The 17,907-nt window shown below is 63.8% G+C and carries 17 protein-coding genes, 2 pseudogenes and 1 riboswitch; of the genes and pseudogenes, 9 read left to right on the plus strand and 10 right to left on the minus strand.

What is annotated here, in order from left to right; genetic code table 11:
• Positions 1 to 53: 53 nt before the first annotated feature.
• Positions 54 to 1,883, plus strand: coding sequence for an ABC transporter ATP-binding protein/permease (locus LB552_RS19335; protein WP_224609421.1), 1,830 nt, complete (start codon positions 54 to 56; stop codon positions 1,881 to 1,883).
• A 61-nt stretch (positions 1,884 to 1,944) separates the two neighbouring features.
• The gene (locus LB552_RS19340) at positions 1,945 to 2,736 is read left to right on the plus strand and encodes a DUF1194 domain-containing protein (protein ID WP_411966349.1); all 792 of its coding nucleotides are present in this window, start codon (positions 1,945 to 1,947) and stop codon (positions 2,734 to 2,736) included.
• A gap of 14 nt (positions 2,737 to 2,750) precedes the next feature.
• Here the strand turns inward: LB552_RS19340 and LB552_RS19345 are convergent, their stop codons facing one another.
• On the minus strand, positions 2,751 to 3,680 hold the full coding sequence (locus LB552_RS19345) for a glycosyltransferase family 2 protein (RefSeq protein WP_224609428.1): 930 nt from the start codon (positions 3,678 to 3,680) through the stop codon (positions 2,751 to 2,753).
• Positions 3,681 to 3,919: 239 nt separating this feature from the next.
• Between LB552_RS19345 and LB552_RS19350 the strand changes: the two are divergent.
• Positions 3,920 to 4,093 (plus strand): annotated as a pseudogene (locus tag LB552_RS19350) (DUF1330 domain-containing protein); the annotation flags it as partial.
• Between the two features lie 16 nt (positions 4,094 to 4,109).
• Here the strand turns inward: LB552_RS19350 and LB552_RS19355 are convergent.
• Genes LB552_RS19355 through metX form a run of 4 tightly spaced genes read right to left on the minus strand, consistent with a single transcriptional unit; the run spans position 4,110 to position 7,357 of the window.
• Positions 4,110 to 5,102 (minus strand): glycosyltransferase, encoded by a 993-nt coding sequence (locus LB552_RS19355; RefSeq protein WP_224609431.1) that lies wholly within the window; start codon positions 5,100 to 5,102, stop codon positions 4,110 to 4,112.
• A gap of 30 nt (positions 5,103 to 5,132) precedes the next feature.
• The gene (locus tag LB552_RS29900; protein ID WP_411966351.1) at positions 5,133 to 5,492 is read right to left on the minus strand and encodes a Stf0 family sulfotransferase; all 360 of its coding nucleotides are present in this window, start codon (positions 5,490 to 5,492) and stop codon (positions 5,133 to 5,135) included.
• A 22-nt stretch (positions 5,493 to 5,514) separates the two neighbouring features.
• On the minus strand, positions 5,515 to 6,129 hold the full coding sequence (gene metW, locus LB552_RS19365; RefSeq protein WP_224609435.1) for a methionine biosynthesis protein MetW: 615 nt from the start codon (positions 6,127 to 6,129) through the stop codon (positions 5,515 to 5,517).
• Between the two features lie 58 nt (positions 6,130 to 6,187).
• Positions 6,188 to 7,357 carry a homoserine O-acetyltransferase MetX gene (metX, locus tag LB552_RS19370; protein ID WP_095767562.1) on the minus strand — a complete coding sequence of 390 codons (1,170 nt, stop codon included), beginning with the start codon at positions 7,355 to 7,357 and terminating at the stop codon, positions 6,188 to 6,190.
• 97 nt (positions 7,358 to 7,454) lie between these two features.
• A riboswitch (SAM riboswitch) is annotated at positions 7,455 to 7,532 on the minus strand.
• Between the two features lie 146 nt (positions 7,533 to 7,678).
• Between metX and hisC the strand changes: the two genes are divergently transcribed.
• The gene (gene hisC / locus LB552_RS19375) at positions 7,679 to 8,782 is read left to right on the plus strand and encodes a histidinol-phosphate transaminase (protein WP_224609437.1); all 1,104 of its coding nucleotides are present in this window, start codon (positions 7,679 to 7,681) and stop codon (positions 8,780 to 8,782) included.
• 6 nt (positions 8,783 to 8,788) lie between these two features.
• Entirely contained in the window at positions 8,789 to 9,724 is a 936-nt protein-coding gene (locus LB552_RS19380; protein ID WP_181174906.1) for a prephenate/arogenate dehydrogenase family protein, read from the plus strand.
• 331 nt (positions 9,725 to 10,055) lie between these two features.
• Here the strand turns inward: LB552_RS19380 and LB552_RS19385 are convergent, their stop codons facing one another.
• Together LB552_RS19385 and LB552_RS19390 are read right to left on the minus strand one after the other, a co-directional pair.
• The gene (locus LB552_RS19385) at positions 10,056 to 10,988 is read right to left on the minus strand and encodes a sugar kinase (protein ID WP_224609440.1); all 933 of its coding nucleotides are present in this window, start codon (positions 10,986 to 10,988) and stop codon (positions 10,056 to 10,058) included.
• Between the two features lie 89 nt (positions 10,989 to 11,077).
• Positions 11,078 to 12,076: a DUF2125 domain-containing protein gene (locus LB552_RS19390; RefSeq protein ID WP_224609443.1), complete on the minus strand. Its 999-nt coding sequence runs from the start codon at positions 12,074 to 12,076 to the stop codon at positions 11,078 to 11,080.
• 118 nt (positions 12,077 to 12,194) lie between these two features.
• On the opposite strand from LB552_RS19390, the pseudogene LB552_RS19395 reads away from it, so the two are divergent.
• From LB552_RS19395 to LB552_RS19405, 3 genes and pseudogenes are all read left to right on the plus strand, one after another.
• Positions 12,195 to 12,715 (plus strand): annotated as a pseudogene (locus tag LB552_RS19395) (gamma-glutamylcyclotransferase).
• A gap of 212 nt (positions 12,716 to 12,927) precedes the next feature.
• A complete protein-coding gene (locus tag LB552_RS19400) occupies positions 12,928 to 13,875 on the plus strand; it encodes an aldo/keto reductase (protein ID WP_224609446.1) in 948 nt (315 codons plus the stop codon).
• Positions 13,876 to 13,959: 84 nt separating this feature from the next.
• Positions 13,960 to 14,580 carry a LysE family translocator gene (locus tag LB552_RS19405; RefSeq protein WP_224609448.1) on the plus strand — a complete coding sequence of 207 codons (621 nt, stop codon included), beginning with the start codon at positions 13,960 to 13,962 and terminating at the stop codon, positions 14,578 to 14,580.
• A 4-nt stretch (positions 14,581 to 14,584) separates the two neighbouring features.
• Here LB552_RS19405 and LB552_RS19410 read toward each other — a convergent pair whose 3' ends face one another.
• Both LB552_RS19410 and LB552_RS19415 read right to left on the minus strand, forming a co-directional pair.
• Positions 14,585 to 15,379 carry a lysophospholipid acyltransferase family protein gene (locus LB552_RS19410; protein WP_224609451.1) on the minus strand — a complete coding sequence of 265 codons (795 nt, stop codon included), beginning with the start codon at positions 15,377 to 15,379 and terminating at the stop codon, positions 14,585 to 14,587.
• 81 nt (positions 15,380 to 15,460) lie between these two features.
• Positions 15,461 to 16,363 (minus strand): LysR family transcriptional regulator, encoded by a 903-nt coding sequence (locus tag LB552_RS19415; protein ID WP_224609454.1) that lies wholly within the window; start codon positions 16,361 to 16,363, stop codon positions 15,461 to 15,463.
• A gap of 101 nt (positions 16,364 to 16,464) precedes the next feature.
• Here LB552_RS19415 and LB552_RS19420 point away from each other — a divergent pair, with 101 nt between their 5' ends.
• Positions 16,465 to 17,079, plus strand: coding sequence for a pyridoxamine 5'-phosphate oxidase family protein (locus LB552_RS19420; protein WP_224609457.1), 615 nt, complete (start codon positions 16,465 to 16,467; stop codon positions 17,077 to 17,079).
• Here LB552_RS19420 and LB552_RS19425 read toward each other — a convergent pair.
• Entirely contained in the window at positions 17,076 to 17,804 is a 729-nt protein-coding gene (locus LB552_RS19425; protein ID WP_224609460.1) for a YdcF family protein, read from the minus strand. The genes LB552_RS19420 and LB552_RS19425 overlap by 4 nt on opposite strands.
• Between the last annotated feature and the right edge of the window lie 103 nt (positions 17,805 to 17,907).

Genomic DNA, 17,907 nt, shown 5'->3' on the forward strand with positions numbered 1-17,907 from the left:
ATGCTCGCTCGGCGCAGCGTTCATGACCGCAGCGGAAACCAGGAATATTCTTCATGGACGACCAGACCAATAAAAAGCCGGGGCCGCAGAAACCCGTTGTCTCGGTGGAGGCGAGCAGCCTCGCCGACCAGGTGGCGACGATCAAGCTGGGGCTGAAATCCTCGCCGGTGCGCAGGCAACTTGCCTGGGTCTCCATCGGTATCGTCGCGGTCATCGTCGCAACCTCGGTCGGACAGGTCCTGCTCAATCGCTGGAACCAGCCTTTCTACGATGCGCTGGCCCGGCGCGACATGACGGCCTTCCTACACCAGCTTCTGGTCTTTGCGATGATCGCCGGCGGGCTTCTGGTGCTCAATATCGGCCAGACCTGGCTCAACCAGATGATCCGTCTGAGGCTGCGCGAGGCGCTGACGCTCGACCTGATCGATCAATGGATGCGCCCGGCGCGGGCCTTCCGGCTTGCCAATGCCGGCGCCATCGGCGTCAATCCCGACCAGCGCATGCAGCAAGATGCCGCTCATTTGTCGGATCTGTCGACGGATCTGGGCGTCGGCCTGCTGCAGTCGTTCATTCTGCTTGTCTCCTTCATCGGCGTGCTGTGGGAGCTGTCTTCCGGCTTCGTGTTCCATGTCGGCGGCCATTCGCTGGAGATACCGGGCTACATGGTCTGGGCCGCGTTCCTCTATGCCGGCATCGCCTCGTGGCTGAGCTGGCTGGTCGGGCGTCCGCTGATCGGCCTCAACAGCGAGCGCTACACCCGCGAGGCGGAGCTGCGCTCCTCCATGGTGCGGGTCAACGAGAATGTCGATGCGATCGCGCTCTATCATGGCGAGCCCGACGCCAGACGCCGGCTCGAGCTCGATCTCGGCACGGTGCTGGGCGCCATGCGGCGCATCTTCACCGCCCAGATCAACCTGGCCTGGGTGACCGACACCTATGGCTGGATAACCGTGGTGGCGCCCATCCTGGTGGCGTCGCCGGTCTATTTCTCGGGCGACATCTCATTCGGCGGGTTGATGATGGCGGTCGGCGCCTTCAACCAGGTTCATTCATCCCTGCGCTGGTTCATCAACAACATCGGCAGTATCGCCGACTGGCGCGCGACGCTGATGCGCGTGGCCGATTTCCGCATCGCGCTCACCGAAACCGACGCGCTGCATGATACGGAAAAACACATCCAGTTCGGCGAAAACGCCAATGGCAGCCTGACCTTCGACACGCTTCAGGTGGCTTCGCCGGAAGGCTGCACCAAGCTTGCCCAGACGGATGTCGAAATCCACGCCGGCGAGCGCGTCATGATCACCGGCGAGCCGGGCGCCGGCAAGACATTGTTCTTCCGCGCCCTTGCCGGTCTGTGGCCGTGGGGGAGCGGGCGGATCGGCCTGCCGGCCGGCGAGACCCCCATCTTCGTGCCGCGCGTGCCCTATTTCCCGGCCGGCACGCTGCGCGAGGTGCTCGATCATCCGAACGGCGAGGCCCCGGCCAGCGATGCCGAGATCGCGGCGGTGCTTGGCGAGGTCGGCCTCGATCCACTGGCAACCACCCTTGATCGTCCCAGGCGATGGGAACGCGAGCTCGGCGATGACGAACAACGGGCGCTGGCTTTCGCCAGGCTCGCCTTGCGCAAGCCGAAATGGGTAATCATCGACGAAGCCCTGGATGCGTTCGACGGGCCGACGTTGCGGCGGGTGCTGGCCATGCTGCAGAAGCGCCTGCCCGAAACCGCAATCATCAATATCGGGCGGGGCCAGCACAATACCCAGTTCTTCCCGCGCGCGCTGAATATCGTGAAGGATACCGGCGCACCGGCTTTGAAGCCGGCCCGTGTCCGCGCCGGCGCGATCGAGCCACCACCCATCGCTGCCCGCCAGGGGAAGAAATAGCTTATTTTCGCCGTGATCGCCGGGAAAATCCGCCGGGTCGTTCGAGGCTGCCATGCTTGCGATGCTCGGCCTGCTTGTGTGCCTTGCCTGCGCCGAGGCGGCGCCATTGCCCATGCCGGGCAAAGGCGCGCCGGTGGACGTGGAACTTGTGCTTGCCGTCGACATCTCGCAGTCGATGGACCAGCGTGAACTCGCCCTGCAGCGCGCCGGCTATGTCGAAGCGCTGCGCCACCCCGACTTCATCAACGCCGTACGCTCGGGTCCAAATGGCCGCATTGCGCTCGCCTATTTCGAATGGGCGGGCGTCGTGCGCGAGGACGGGGCCATTGCCTGGCAGATCATCGACGGCGAGGACAGCGCCAACGCCTTCGCCGACAAGATCGCCGCGCGGCCGTTCCGCAGCTTCCGCGGCACCTCGATCTCGGGCGCCCTCGGCTTCGGCGCCGGGCTCCTGGAGAGAACCGGCTTTTCGGCGCCGCGCCGCGTCATCGACATATCGGGAGACGGGCCCAACAATACCGGGCTGCCCGTCACAGCAGTCCGCGATGCCGCCGTTGCCAGCGGTGTCGTCATCAACGGCCTGCCTATACTGATCAGTCCGTCGCCGAGTGTCGGCCGTCTCGACCGCTACTACGCCGACTGCGTGACCGGAGGAGCCGGTTCGTTCGTGCTGCCGATCTACGCGGCGTCCGAATTCTCGACCGCCGTCCGCCGCAAGCTGGTCCAGGAAGTCAGCGGCCTGACAGACGCCAGATCCTTCCATGTCGAGGATGCGATGCCGGTCGATTGCCTGCTGGGCGAGCGCCTGCGGCAGCGGTTTTCCGATCCTTATTTCCCGGAACTCGACAGATAGCCGTCTTGCGGTTCTCAGACCGCCCGGGCGCCGTATTTGGCGCGGAACTCGTCGTAGCAATCGCGCCGCCAGCGGCGGCCGACGACATAGCCGCGCAAGAGTTCGGCGGGCGAGTAGCCGAGCGACTTGGACGACCGGTTGGCAAGATAGCCCGAAAACGCCTGCGGCAACCTGCCCTTGAGGATATCGGCGATGATCTGACGCGCAATCATGTAAGGCGGAACGTCGGGATAGCGGTCGGCGATATAAGGATGCTTGTCGATGAGACTGGCATAGGCCTCGACATAGCCGTCGCGGCGGCCGGAGATCGAATTCTCCGAATTGTACTTCCTCCAGTCGATATCCTCGGACAGCAAGGCGCCGCCGCGTTGGGCAAAGCGCAGCAGCAATTCGCGATCCTGCATGCGCGTGATGTCGCTATCATAGCCGCCGATCGCCAGCAGCGACTCGCGCCTTGCGGTGATCGCCGAGCCAGCAATGAAGATGGTCTGCGAGACCAGGGCGCGCTGCAGCGTGCTCTTGTCGAGGAAGGCGTCGCGATTGATGCATTTGGTGCTGCGGCCGCCCTTCAGCGATACGAACGAGCTGATGAGGACTTCGAGCGAGGGGTTCCCGTCGAAGCGTGCCAGCGTCCGTTCCAGCCGGTCGGGCAGGTAGACATCGTCCGAATCGAGAAACGTCACGACCGGCGCCCGCGCGCGCTCGATGCCGGCATTGCGCGCGGCATTGGCGCCGCGCCATTTGGCGCCGACATAAATCAGCCTCGGGTCGCGGATTTCGGCGAGCGCAGCGGCCGTCCCGTCGGTCGAACCGTCGTCGACCACAATGTGCTCGAAGCGGGTAAGTGTCTGCGCCAGAACGCTTTCCACCGCGCGCACGACCTGGCTGCGACGGTTATGGGTTGGCGTGATCACTGAGATCAGCGGAACGTCCTGGCTCGACATCGGGCTGCCACCACCGGTCGGATCTAGCGTTTGTCGGATGGGTCCGATGGCTATCTTCGTATCCCACCTCTGATTTGCGGCCGACGCTACAAAAAACCCCCCCATTGTGTCACGCCAGGCCGGCCGAGAAATGCCGAAATTAGCGGTTTTTCCGCAACATTGCGGTCTGATGGCAACACAACTGGCCTTCCTGTTGATTAGGCGGCCCGCCAACAGGAAACAACGGACGGTTTTGCCCTTGGCCCGGGCACCTGATCGTCATCGAATTCCCCGGCAGGCAGCATGTGCGGGACTGGTGCAATTCACCGGCCTATCAGGCGATCCTTTCGCCGCGCACCGAGAACTCGCAATCCGACGTGATCTTCGTTGACGGCGTCGAGCATCCGCATAAGGCTACGGATGTGCTTGGCTAGCGAGAAAAGATTGGCGTTAGCTGTGCCCGATATAGTCCGGCACCATTTCGACCTCGTCGCGGACAAGGCCGGCCGCCAGGCTGAAATGGCCAAAAAACGCCAGAGTATAGAACGCCAGTCCGACAATGACAGCAAACGGGATTTGCCAGAACGGCATGCCGGTCTGCCGCGCATGGCCTGTCACTCGCCGGATCGTGCGCCAAGACATAGTTCCCCAGCGCGTGAAGGATTTGACGATACGCCGAGCCCTGCCAGGTGCATGAAGCTCGACGAATTTTCGATCGGCGTCCCTGCCGGTTACCAGCGCGCGCCAAAAGAAGAACCCCCAGCCCCGCGGCGAGTAGTGGTGAACGCGTGCGTCCACGTTGACTATCTTGTGGCCTTCGCTCCAAAGCTGGTGCATCAGCAACGTGCACGAGACCTTGAAGCCGTTGTGGGCTGGAAATGGGTGACTGGATATCCAGTCGTGCCGAAAGGCAATGTTGTTGGCGTTGAGAGCACGCTTCGAGGCGAATCTCTCGTCTCCCTCAGCCATCGGGAAAAACCAGATCAACGCGAAGGTTCGCGAGAAGAAGTCATCGTATGAAAGATAGGTGTGTCCATTCACACAGATGGTTTCAGGCTGGTCGACGAAGGGTTTCAGCAGAGTTGAGAGCCAGTTCCGTTCCGGAACTGTATCGGAATCGAGAAAAACAAGGACGCTCCCTTCGCACGAGGGAATGCCGTTGTTCTTGAGGTCGTAATATCTGCCGCCAGGGAACGCCGCGAAGGCCAGATCGGCAACCTGCTCCAGTTGTGGCGCTTCAGCTCCGATGCTGCTTCGCAGTGAGACTGCGTCAGTTTCGAGGCCGCCGTGCGAGATTATGACCTTCGGCTTCGGAAATCCGGTAGCGGAAGCCTGGGCGATCTCGCGCGCCAAGGCCTTCAGCCCAAGGCCAATCTCGTCCCAGTCGATGGATTTGGCATTCTCCATCTCCAAGACAATAGAATAGGTGGGATGTTCAGCCATCGTGGCACAACCGGTTGATCAACCCAGTGGCTATAGTCCTAACAGCATGCTGTCAAACGATCGGGATGCAATTATGCGCTGCGAATTTGTCAGATGAGTTATCTTATCGGCAAGTTGTGCGAACTGACTCGCAAAGAGCTTGATTGCATAGACGCCGGTAGAGGACCGCCCCTGTGTCAGCGCACGCAGTAGCTGGGCGCGGGGATCTCGCGGATAATCCGGCAGCTCCAGCAGACGTCGCCCGCCGAACCATTCCAGCGGATGGCCCAGCCCGGCGGAAACCATCAAACCTGCAAGATGATTGCTACCGCTGCGCGGCGATGTGCAGACGAGAATTCCCGCCCGTATTTCGGAAAGAATATTCGGGGGATTTCCACCACTGCCGGCGATCGACGAAAGAAACGAATTTCCGTCATCGCCTCAGCAAAAACACCGCCTGCTGACCAAAAAAATTCCAGAACCACCAGGGCATCGACAGGCCGATCTTCTGGCCGTTGGCGTCGAGCGCGGTTGCCTTCTCGACGGTCGCGCCGAGCTCTTCGCACAGATTGACGAAGTCGCGGATGGTGCAGAAATGGATGTTGGGCGTGTCGTACCAGGAGTAGGGCAGGTCCTTGGTGACCGGCATCCTGCCCTTGACCAACAGCGAGAAGCGCACGCGCCAGTGGCCGAAATTGGGGAAGGACACAATGGCGCGGTTGCCGATACGAAGCAGCTCGTCGAGCACCAGCTTCGGGTTGCGGGTCGCCTGCAGGGTCTGTGAGAGCACGACGAAATCGAAGCCCTTGTCGGGATAGAATTCGAGGTCCTTGTCGGCATCGCCCTGAACGACGGAAAGGCCGCGCGCCACGCATTCGTTGACGCCGCGCTGCGACAGTTCCAGCCCGCGGCCGTCGACCTGCTTGGTCGCCTGCAGGAGCTCCAGAAGCAGTCCGTCGCCCGAGCCGACATCGAGGACGCGCGAATTGGCCGGGATGAGATCGGTGACGACATCGAGGTCGACACGCTGGGCGCGATTGACGCTCATGGCTTCGCCTCCTGCATAGCGCATGATCCCGGTCCGAAAAGTCGGCGACTTGTCGGGGTCATAGGCTGAGCCCCCTGGCGCGGGCGGCGGAGGCGATGAAGCCGTTGATGGCCGCGAACAGCTCCGGCTCATCGAGCAGGAAGGCGTCGTGGCCGCGATCGGTCTCGATCTCGACGAAGGATACGGAAGCGCCCGCCGCGTTCAAGGCATGCACGATCGATCGGCTCTCCTCGGTCGGGAACAGCCAGTCGCTGGTGAAGGAAACCAGGCAAAAACGCGTCTTGGTGCCGGCGAAGGCGTCGGCGAGGCGCCCGCCGTGATCGGCGGCAAGGTCGAAATAGTCCATCGCGCGGGTCAGATAGAGGTAGGAATTGGCGTCGAAGCGGTCGACGAAAGTCATGCCCTGATGGCGCAGATAGCTCTCGATCTGGAAATCGGCGTCGAAGCCGAAGGTGAGCGCCTCGCGGTCCTGCAAATTGCGGCCGAACTTGCGGTGGAGCGCGGCTTCCGAAAGGTAGGTGATATGAGCGGCCATGCGCGCGACGGCGAGCCCTTTTTCCGGCCGCTTGCCGAAATCGAGATATTTGCCGCCATGCCAGTCGGGATCGGCCATGACGGCCTGTCGGCCGACTTCATGGAAGGCGATGTTCTGCGAGGAATGGCGGGCGCCGGTGGCGATGGGCAGGACGCAGAACACGCGCTCCGAATGGCTCGCCGCCCATTCAAGAACCTGCATGCCGCCCATCGAGCCGCCAAGGACGCAAAACAGCTTCTCGATGCCGAAATGATCGACCAGCATCGTCTGCGCGCGCACCATGTCGCGTATGGTGATGATCGGCAGGTCGAGCCCGTAGGGCTTGCCGGTCGCCGGGTTTGTGGAGGCCGGACCAGTCGAGCCGAGGCAGCCGCCGACGACATTGGAGCAGATGACGAAGAAACGGTTGGTATCGATGATCCTGCCGGGCCCGATCAGCACTTCCCACCAGCCCGGCTTGCCGGTCACCGGATTGGTGTTGGCGACATGCTGGTCGCCGGTCAGCGCATGGCAGACGAGGATGGCATTGGAACGCGCGTCGTTGAGCGTGCCATAGGTCTGGTAGGCAATCTGGAAGGGCGCAAGAAAGGTGCCGGCGTCGAGCTTCAGCGGCTTGTCGGGGCCGAACCGCAGCACCGGGCTCGACGGATGGTCGGCCTCGTCGTTGGTTCTTGCAGCACGCTGAGCGGCCATGTCCGTCCTCATCCTGTCCCGCATCGGTTTCGTCCCGACGCGGTGTCCGGCCGGCAGCGGACAATAAAAAACCGGCATTGCCGTCGCAAAGCCGGTTACAGGGTTGCAAACGGCCCTTTAGCGAATTGTTTAACGTGGCTGCAAGCCGACCGGCCAAATCACCACGGGAGTCTGGCAATCCTTCTAGGACCAGCGCCGCGCTTCGTCAACGGGTGGCCTCCTCGCGACCGGATACGGGTGCCAGCCGGCGGCACTCGACATTCCAGCCCGTGGCCTGTATTTCCGCTGCGGCCTTGAAGGCCTTCTCGACGGATTTGTGACATGAAGCAGGATCAGCCCCGTCCGACGCCCCGCGCGGGCATCATGGACATCGAGGCCTATGTACCGGGAAAAAGCACCGCGCCGGCCGGCGTGGCGAAAGTCTACAAGCTGTCGGCGAACGAAAATCCGCTCGGGCCCTCGCCGAAAGCGATCGAGGCCGCGCGCGAAGTGGCGGCGAAGCTCGATGTCTATCCGGACGGCTCTGCCCGCCGGCTGCGCGAGGCGATCGCCGAGGTGCATGGGCTGAACCCGGCCAACATCATCTGCTCCAACGGCTCCGACGAGATCCTGGGGCTGCTGGCGCAGAGCTATCTTGCGCCGGGCGACGAGGCCGTGTTCACCGAGCACGCCTTCATGGTCTACAAGATCTATATCCAGGCGGCCGGCGCCAAGCCGGTGGCGGTCAAGGAAACCGAGGAGCGCGCCGACATCGACGCGATTTTGGCCGCGGTGACGCCGGCGACGCGGATCGTGTTCCTCGCCAATCCCAACAATCCGACGGGCACCTATGTGCCGTTCCAGGAAGTGCGCCGGCTGCACGCTGCATTGCCGAAGAACGTGCTCCTGGTGCTCGACGCGGCCTATGCCGAATATGTGCGGCGCAACGACTACGAGGCCGGCATCGAGCTCGCCGGCAGTTCCGAGAACGTGGTGATGACCCGCACCTTCTCCAAGCTCGGGCTCGGCGGCGCGCGCGTCGGCTGGATGTACGGGCCGGCGCATATCGTCGATGCGATCAACCGCGTTCGCGGCCCCTTCAACGTCAACGCCACAGCGATCGAGGCTGGCATCGCCGCGATCCGCGACCGTGCCCATATCGAGCGCAGCGTGGCGCATAACGAGAAATGGCTGGCCTGGCTCAGCGCCGAGCTGACCGGGCTCGGCCTGCGCGTCACGCCGAGCGTCGGCAATTTCGTGCTGATCCATTTTCCCGACGGCAACAAACATTCAGCGGCGGCCGCGGATGATTATCTGAGCGCCCGCGGCTACATCCTTCGCCGCGTCACCGGCTACGGCTTCCCCAATGCGCTGCGCATGAGCGTCGGCACCGAGGAAGCCAATCGCGGCGTCATCGATGCGCTTAAGACCTTCCTGAAAAGCTAGAACACCATGGCGTCACCGATGTTCGAGAAAATAGCGCTGGTCGGCATCGGCCTGATCGGCTCGTCGCTTGCCCGCATTGTCCGCCGCGAGGGTCTGGCGCGCCATATCGCCATAGCGACGCGCAGCCAATCGACGCTCAAGCGCGCCGAGGAGCTTGGCCTCGGCGATTCCTATAGCACCGATGCTCGCGAAGCCGTGCGTGACGCCGATCTCGTCATCGTCTCGGTTCCGGTCGGCTCGTCCGGCGAGGTCGCGGCCGAGATCGCGCCAGCGCTGAAAAAGGGCGCCATCCTCACCGATGTCGGCTCGACCAAAGCCTCCGTCATCGCGCAAATGCAGCCGCATGTGCCCGAAGGCGTGCACTTCATCCCCGGACATCCGCTGGCCGGCACGGAAAAGTCCGGGCCCGATGCCGGCTTTGCCGATCTCTTCGAGAATCGCTGGTGCATCTTCACGCCGCTGCCGGGCACCGATCCCGCGGCGCTCGAGACGCTTTCAGAATTCTGGCGGCGCTGCGGCTCCAACATCGACACGATGGACCCGCAGCACCACGACATGACGCTCGCGATCGTTTCGCATCTGCCGCATATCATCGCCTACAACATCGTCGGCACGGCGGACGATCTGGAAGCGGTGACCAAGAGTGAAGTCATCAAATATTCCGCTTCCGGCTTCCGCGACTTCACCCGCCTTGCCGCCTCCGACCCGACCATGTGGCGGGACGTCTGCCTGCACAACAAGGACGCGATCCTGGAGATGCTGGCGCGGTTCTCGGAGGATCTGGCTTCGCTGCAGCGAGCGATCCGTTGGGGCGACGGCGAGAAGCTGTTCGACCTCTTCACCCGCACCCGCGCCATCCGCCGCTCGATCATCGAGGCCGGCCAGGATATCGATGTGCCGGATTTCGGCCGGCAGGCGGTCGAGCACCCGGCGAAGCCTTAGGCTTTTCCCTCGTTCTTCTGGCGTGGATTGACCTGTCAGCCTGAGCAGGCGCATGCGCTTGAGATTGGCCGAAACGTCCATCGCGATCGTCATCCACGGGCGGAGCAAGGAGCGAAGCGACGCGCGCAGACCCGAGGATCCATTCCGTGACTTCCGAGCGCTGTCGCGGTGCAGAATTCTGCTCCGCCGCATTCCATGGCTCAGGTCACGGAATGGATCTCCGCGACGCCGCTTCGCGGCTGCTCCGCCCTGGAATGACGAGGTTGAGCGGCTTACGCCAACCCCAGCATTTGTGCCGATTTCGCGGAAATAGCCGAGATACTTTTGCGTTCTAGCCCTGGGCTGGCGGCCAGTGCGCCGCCATCATCGCCAGCGTTTCGGCCCGATCCGGCGCGCCGAGGCGGCCGCCGAAGCGCAGGCATTTGAGCGCGGCGGCGGCGCTGGCAAAGCGCAGGGCTTCCTCCATGGGCATGGCCTCCGCGAGGCCGACGGCGAAGGCGCCGTGGAAGACGTCGCCGGCGGCGAGCGTATCAATCGCCTTGACCTTCGGCGCCTCGACATGGCGCACGCGCCGAGTCGCGCGGTCGTGCCACCAGGTGCCGGCCGCGCCGCCGGTCACCGCGACAAAGGCATCGGTGCGCGAAGCGAGGTCGGCGCAGGCGCTTTCGGGGTCGAGCGCGTGGCCGCAGACGATGCGCGCCGCCGGTTCGGAAGCGACGATGTGCGAGGCCAAGGGCAAGAGCCGCTCCAGCACCTCGATCGGCGCGGTGTCGGCGTCCAGGATCGCCGGACGGCCGGTCGATCTGGCCGCGTTTAAGGCAAGGGCCGCGGCGCCTGGCCAGCGGACATCCACCAGCACGCCGTCGAAGCCGGAGAGGTCGGCAAGCGGCAGCGCCTCGGGATCGGCTTGCGCCTTTTTATCATAGAAGGGGACGATGACGCGCTCGCCATGCGCATCCACCAGGATCGCGGCCAGCGCCGATCGCGCGCCGGCGACGCGACGGATGAGGCTGCAGTCGATACCTTCGGCCTGAATGTCGGCGATAAGCTGGTCGCCGACCGGATCGTCGCCCGCGCTCGCCCATAGCGAGACTTCGGCGCCGAGACGCCGAGCGGCGCAGGCGGCGCTTGTCGCCATGCCGGAAGCGATCTGGACGCCGTCGCTGGCGATGAACTTGCCTTGATGCGCGGGCAGCGTCTCGACGCGAAGGATCGTATCGAGGGTGAAGGCGCCGACGCTGAGCAGTCTGACCGGCTTCGGCATCGTTGCTTTACTCTTCTCAGTCGGCATGATCTCACCCGAAAACCGGTCCCCACCTTTTGCTATGCTGACCTTCGGTTCGGGACCACGCTCTATTCAAGCGGCTTGACCTTGCCGAGCGGGATGAAGCCCAGCGAAGCCTTGCCCTTGACGATCTTGAGCGGCAAGGAGGGTTCCTTGCCAAGCATGGCAATGGCAGAAAAACCCTGCTCGATTTCGCTTTCATGCTCGGGAATCGCGCCGGCAAGGATAGATGCCACCGCTTTCGGGTCCTTGAGCTTGATCGTCAGGTCCCCGTTGACCAGCCCTTCCGCATCCACGGAGACCGGTCCGGACACGGTGACACGCGCCGTGCCCGACGACAGGTCGAGCTTGGCGATCTCGATCGACTGGCCGCGCAGGCTCTTCGGCGGCGCTGCGATCAGCGCCACGCCGTTCTTCAGCGTCACGTCGCCACTGCCGTCCAGCGCCGGCAGTGCGCGCCCGTCGATAGCATCCGCGTTGATCTCCAGGTCGCCGAAGCTGCCGACATAATTGATGTCCTGGCCGGCCGGCTGCAATTGGCCGGCCGCCTTGCCGGCGCTGAACAATTGCATCGGATCCGTGTCGTCCTGCGGGTCGGTCTGACCGTTCAGGCCTTCAGCCTGCACGGAAACGCTCCTTGGCAACGGCCACCACACTTTGACATTGGCCTGCAACCGGTCCCAGTCGATCCAGAGCGGCGGCATACCAGGCGCCATCGTCCTCAACGGCCCGCGCAGGTCGACGACCGGCGACAAGGGTTCGGCGATCCCGGCGACGGCGTTGAAGCTGCCGGTGGAGGCGGCGACCTTCCGGGTATCGTCTTCATAGGCGATGTTGTCGCAGGAGACCGTGAAGCTCATCGGATAGCCGCTGACGGCGAGGTTGGCGCAGCCGGCGGCGATCCCTTTGCTGCCCAGTCTCGCCACCGCGTGGTCGGCCTCGGTCTTGAGCCTGTCGGCGAGATAGAACCAGCCGCCGCTATAGGCGGCGAACAGCACGACAAGGAGTGCGGCAAGCCAGAACAGCCGGCGGCGAAGTTTGGGCGATCGCTCGTCACTTGACGTCATGCTGCGGCTCTCGTTAACCCGGCGAGCGGGCATTTACCAATACGCAAACAAGCGGGGGCCAGAAGAAGCACCTCGGCGGTGCGGTGTCGTTCACTCGAATGCGATCAGGCTTGGCGATATGGGCGATTTTTGGGTTTTTGGCTATGGGTCGCTGATCTGGCGGCCCGGATTTGCCCATGTCGAGACGCGCCGCGCCCGGCTTTACGGCTATCGCCGCTCGCTTTGCGTCTATTCCTTCGTGCATCGCGGCACGCGCGCGCGGCCGGGCCTGGTGCTCGGCCTCGACCGGGGCGGGTCCTGCGTCGCCTCGCCTACCGTGTTCCCGGCAATTTGCGCGACGAGGTGCTTTCCTATCTGCGCGAGCGCGAGCTGGTCACCAGCATCTATCTCGAACGCATCCTCGATGTCCGGCTGGATGGTGGAGGCGCGGTCGAGGCGGTCGCCTACACCGTCGACCGCCAGCATGAGCAGTATGCCGGCGCGCTCGACGCCGATCACGCGGCCAGGATCGTTCGCGGCGCGGTCGGCCAATCCGGGCGAAACGAGGACTATGTCTTGAGCACACTTGAGCATCTCGAGGCGCTCGGCATCCGCGATCACTGGCTGGAGGAGGTGGGCCGTCGGGTCGCGTATTCGTGACGCGCATTTTCGGCGAAATAATTTCGCCTCCAATGCTCTATCTCTTTGTTTTTACGCAATACCAGACGCAAAACCGCGACGCAGTTTTGCTGGAATTGCTCTGGTCCGATCAAAAAACAAAACCATGCCTTTGACCTCGCCCGGCCGCGACCTAGCTTAGCGGCATCCCATCCTTGGGCGTCAGGCCCGTTCCAGCATCACGGAGATCAGTCTTGCAGAAACGTCGTCTCGGTCGCACCGACCTTTCTATCGCGCCGCTGGTCCTGGGCGGCAACGTCTTCGGCTGGACCGCCGACGAGAAGACCTCCTTCGACCTGCTCGACCGGTTCATCGCTGCCGGCTTTAACGCCGTCGATACGGCCGATGCCTATTCGCGCTGGGTTCCCGGCAACAAGGGCGGCGAATCGGAAACGATCATCGGCAACTGGATGAAGAGCCGCGGCAACCGCGATCAGGTCATCGTCATCACCAAGGTCGGTTCGGACATGGGCCAGGGCAAGCGCGACCTCTCCGCTGCCTATATCGAAAAGGCGGTCGACGCTTCACTGAAGCGGCTGCAAACCGATGTCATCGACCTCTATCTGTCGCACTGGCCGGATCCGGCCACGCCTTACGAGGAAACGCTCGGTGCCTATCAGCGGCTGCTCGAAAAGGGCAAGATCCGCTATCCCGGCTGCTCCAATCTCGATGCCGGCCAGCTGCGAGCCGCGCTCGACGTCGCCAGCCTGCGCAGCCTGCCACGTTACGGGGTGCTGCAGCCCGAATACAATTTGTACGACCGCTCGTCGCTCGACGGACCGCTGCTCGACCTCTGCAAAGCCGAGGATATCGGCGTCATTACCTATTTCAGCCTCGCCAAGGGATTCCTGAGCGGCAAATACCGCAGCAAGGCCGATCTCGGCCAGAGCGAGCGCGGCGAAGACGTCGCCGAATATCTCAACGAGCGCGGCATGCGCATCCTTTCCGCGCTCGATGCCGTGGCCGAGCGCCATTCGGCCAAGCAGGCGGAGGTGGCGCTGGCCTGGATCATCGCGCGGCCGGGCGTCACCGCGCCGATCGCCAGTGCCACGACCCTGGCCCAGATGGATAGCCTAATCCGCGCCGCGTCGCTCAAGCTTTCGGCGGACGACGTCGCGGCATTGGATCGCGCCAGCGCCTGACAGCGCACTGCGCACGATCGTCCAAGACGGTCATGACAAAACCCGCTTCAGTCCTGTCGCATCGCGGCGGCAGGAGGGTTCGGCATGGCCGATGGCATCTTGAACGAGGCGCAGACCTGGCAGCAGGTGCTGGCGCTTATCCTGGCGGCGATGGTCGTCATGGGCAGCCCGGGACCTGCGACCATCAGCGTGACCGCGGTCGGTGCGGCTTTCGGTCTGCGCCCTTCCCTGGGTTACACGTCCGGTGTGGCGCTCGGCACGATCGCCGTGCTTGTGGCGGTGGCGGCCGGGATTTTCGGCATGCTGACCTCGCTGCCGGTTCTGGCGCCGGTGCTGGCGGTCGCCTCGGCAGGCTACATCCTGTATCTCGCCTTCAAAATAGCGACAGCGCCGCCATTGGCGGAGCGCGGGAGCACGGCGACGAAGCCCGATTTTCTCGGCGGCTTCATGCTCGCCGTCGCCAACCCGAAAGCCTATGTGGCGATCGGAGCGGTTTTCGCCGGCGCCGCGTCGCAGGCCGATGCGCTCGGCGTCTCCATCAGGCTGTTGGTGCTTGCCGCGATGATCGTCGCCATCCACGTTGTGTGGCTGCTTGCCGGAACGGCGTTCGCGCGCGTCCTGCGCCATCCGCTGGCCTCCCGGATCATCAACCTGGTGTTTGCCGGCACGCTGGTGCTGATGACCCTGCTGGTGGTGCTGCGGTAGCCGATCAGGTCTTCGCGGTTACGCCGAGTTCCGCCAGCCGCTTCACCGCCGTCGGCGGCATCGGCGGCGGGTTCGGCGCCTGCGCGGCCTCGACGAGCATCTGGTCGCAGGCGGCCTCGGTCTCGCCGATCAGCCGCTGCATGAATTCCTCCTTGCCGAGTCCTGGCGGGATCGCGGGCAAGAAGCGGGCCTTGATGGTGCCGGGATAGCGCAGGAACTTGCGGCGCGGCCAGTAGAGGCCGGCAACATGGGCAACCGGCACGACGGGAACGCCGAGCTGCGTGTAAAGCTCGACGATACCGTATTTGTAAGACGGCTCGGCGCCCGGCGGGCGGCGGGTGCCTTCGGGATAGATGATGAGCTGGCGCGGATTGCGGTTCATCTCCTGCCTGGTCGCGACGACGACCGCCTTCAGCGCTTTCGAACGGTTGCCGCGGTCGACCGGGATCATGCGCATCTTCAAGATGTACCAGCCGAAAAAGGGGATCCAGGTCAGTTCGCGCTTCAGGATGTAGAGCGCGTCGTCGAGATAGGGGAAGAAGGCGATCGCATCCCAGAAGGATTGATGCTTCGGCGCCAGGATGAAGGAGCCTTCGGGCAGGTTCTCGACACCCGTGATCTCGCTCTTCGTCGCGGCGATCTTGTCATAGAGCCACATCGAGGTGCGCGACCAGAATTTCGGCACGAACCAGGCGCGGTGGCGCGGCGACAGGAAATAGAAAGGCGTCCAGAAGATCATCTGGACGATCAGGCTGAGATAGAAGACGAAGTTGAACGCCAGCGAGCGAATGATGAGCATGCAAGGGGCCCGTGAGGAAGTGTGCGTTGGTTACACCAAGCGGCGGAAAAAAGGAAACGCCGCCATTGTCGAATGGTGCCGCTAGAGTGACCGAGCCAGCCGTTCCTTGAGACGCGGCGCGGCGAAATCGAGGAAGGCGCGCAGCTTTACCGGTAGCCGGCCCTGGCCGGCATGGACGAGGCTCACCGGCCAGGGCGGCGGTTCGAAGGCCTGCAGCACCAGCCGCAGCGCGCCGGCGCGCACCGCGGCATCCGCCTGGTAGGAGAGCACCTTCGTCAGCCCGAGCCCGGCAATCGCGGCATCAATGGCCGCTTCGGCGGTGTTGACTTGCAGGCGCGAGCGAACAGGGATTGTCGTTTCCGCCTTGCCGGTTCCGAAGCTCCATGCCGCGGGAGCGGCGAGACCTTCGAAGGTGACACAGTCGTGGCCGGCAAGGTCTTGCGGGGTCGTCGGCGTGCCGTGCAAGGCGAGATAGGCGGGACTTGCGCAGACGATACGGCGGATCGAGCCGATGCGGATTGCAACCATGGCGGAATCCGGCAGCTCGCCGATGCGCAGGGCGAGATCGATATGCTCCTCGACCAGTTGGGTGATCCGGTCCGACAGGGTCAAGCGGACATCCACTTGCGGGTAGACGGCGAGAAAGCCGGCGATCACCGGCAGCACATGCAGGCGGCCGAACACGACCGGCGCCGTGATGACCAGCTCGCCGGTCGGGCTCGAATATTCGCCGGCAGCATCGCGCTCGGCCTCGCTCACCTCGTCGAGGATGCGACGGCAGGCGGCAAGATAGGACTGGCCGGCATCGGTCAGCGTCAGGCGCCGCGTCGAGCGGTTGAGCAGACGCGTCCCCAAATGCTTCTCCAGTTCGGAAAGCTTGCGGCTCACCGTCGGCAGCGGCACGCCGGCGCGCTTGGCTGCAGCGGAAAGGCTGCCGGCCTCCACCGTGGCAACGAACAGGGACATAGCGTTGAGGCGGTCCATTATTCTTCCGAAATATGGAAAGATAGATTGCAAACATGCTCTCTACATCCGGTTTTCGGAAGAGCCTAACTGATGTGCGATCCTGTCCGCGGAGCGCCAGCATGAATGAATTCACCAGCGACGTCGCCTTCACGCCTACCGTCAAGGCCATCCAGTCCCGCAAGGGGTCGCGCAATTCCTATGCGCGCGTAGAGCAGCACGGCGGCTGGCGGGCAACGATCGCTCCGGATCTTGCCGCCTTCATCGAAGCACAGACCAGCGTGTTCCTGGCGACGGCCAACGCCGAAGGCCAGCCCTACATCCAGCATCGCGGTGGGCCGGCCGGTTTCCTCAAGGTGCTGGACGAGCACATGATCGGCTTTGCGGACTTTTCCGGCAATCGGCAGTTCATCACCCAGGGCAATCTCGAGGACAATGACCAGGCCTTCCTGTTCCTGATCGACTATATGCTCCGGCAGCGCATCAAGATCTGGGGCAGGGCGCGCGTCGTTGAGAATGACCCGGAGCTGACGGCGAAGCTGATGCCCGCGGACTACAAGGCGCGGCCGGAGCAGGCGATCCTGTTCACGGTCTCCGCCTGGGACGCCAATTGCCCGCAGCACATCCCGCAGCGCTTCGAGGCGGCGGATGTCGCGGCCGCACTTGCCGAGCGCGACCGGCGCATCGCCAGCCTGGAGCAGGAGATTGCGCGCCTGCGCACGCCAGGCGAAGTCTAATTCTTCACCACCGTCGAGGCTTCGGCGAGCGCGACGCCTTCGGGCGTCGCGCGCAGCGGAAGGAAGCCGCGCGCCAGAGACAGCACATATTTGCTGTATTCGGTGAGCAGCACACGCAGGGCCTCCGGCTTGGTCAGCCAGCCGCCGTTGCCGAGATTGGTATTGACCACCGGATAGGGCTCCAGGCGCGCGCCATGCAGCAGCCGGCCCATCTCGAGCAAGCTGCGCGGCATGTGGTAATTGTTGGTGACGATGATGATGCTGCCATAGGCGTGGTTTTCCACCCATTTGGCGCTTTCCTCGGCATTGCCGATGGTGTCGAGCGCGGCGCGGTCGATATCGACGCAACAGGAAAAGAGCTGTTTGTCGCCGCCCATCGCCGCCTGCAGCTGGCGCTTGGTTGCCGACGGATGGACGCCGCTGATCAGCAGCCGTTCGCCCTTGCCGGAGGCCAACAGGTCCATCGCCGCGTCGAGCCGCGACTGCCCGCCGGTGAGCACGATGATGGCGTCGGCCCTGGCCGGATTGGCCGGAGTCGTCATATGGCTGACCTTGTCGGCAAACCAGCCGAAGCCGCCGGCAAAAAGCACCAGCGCGGCGAGAACCACGAAACCGCAGACGCGCAGGGCGAGCCTCAAACGACCGAACCCGGCGAAGGCAGCGCTGCGCACACGCATCGCCGGCATTCGTCCAGCCGTCTCGATCGAATCCCGCGCTTCCATCATCCCCGGTTAATCCTGAAAGCCTCTAATGGTTAACTCCGAAATGCGGCCGTTGATAGGTGAGACGGCGCACATTGCGTTACGGCAAGTGTCCCACGCGTGATCA

The sequence above is a fragment of the Mesorhizobium sp. CA7 genome, from assembly GCF_020165015.1.
In the GTDB taxonomy this organism is placed as follows: Bacteria; Pseudomonadota; Alphaproteobacteria; order Rhizobiales; family Rhizobiaceae; genus Mesorhizobium.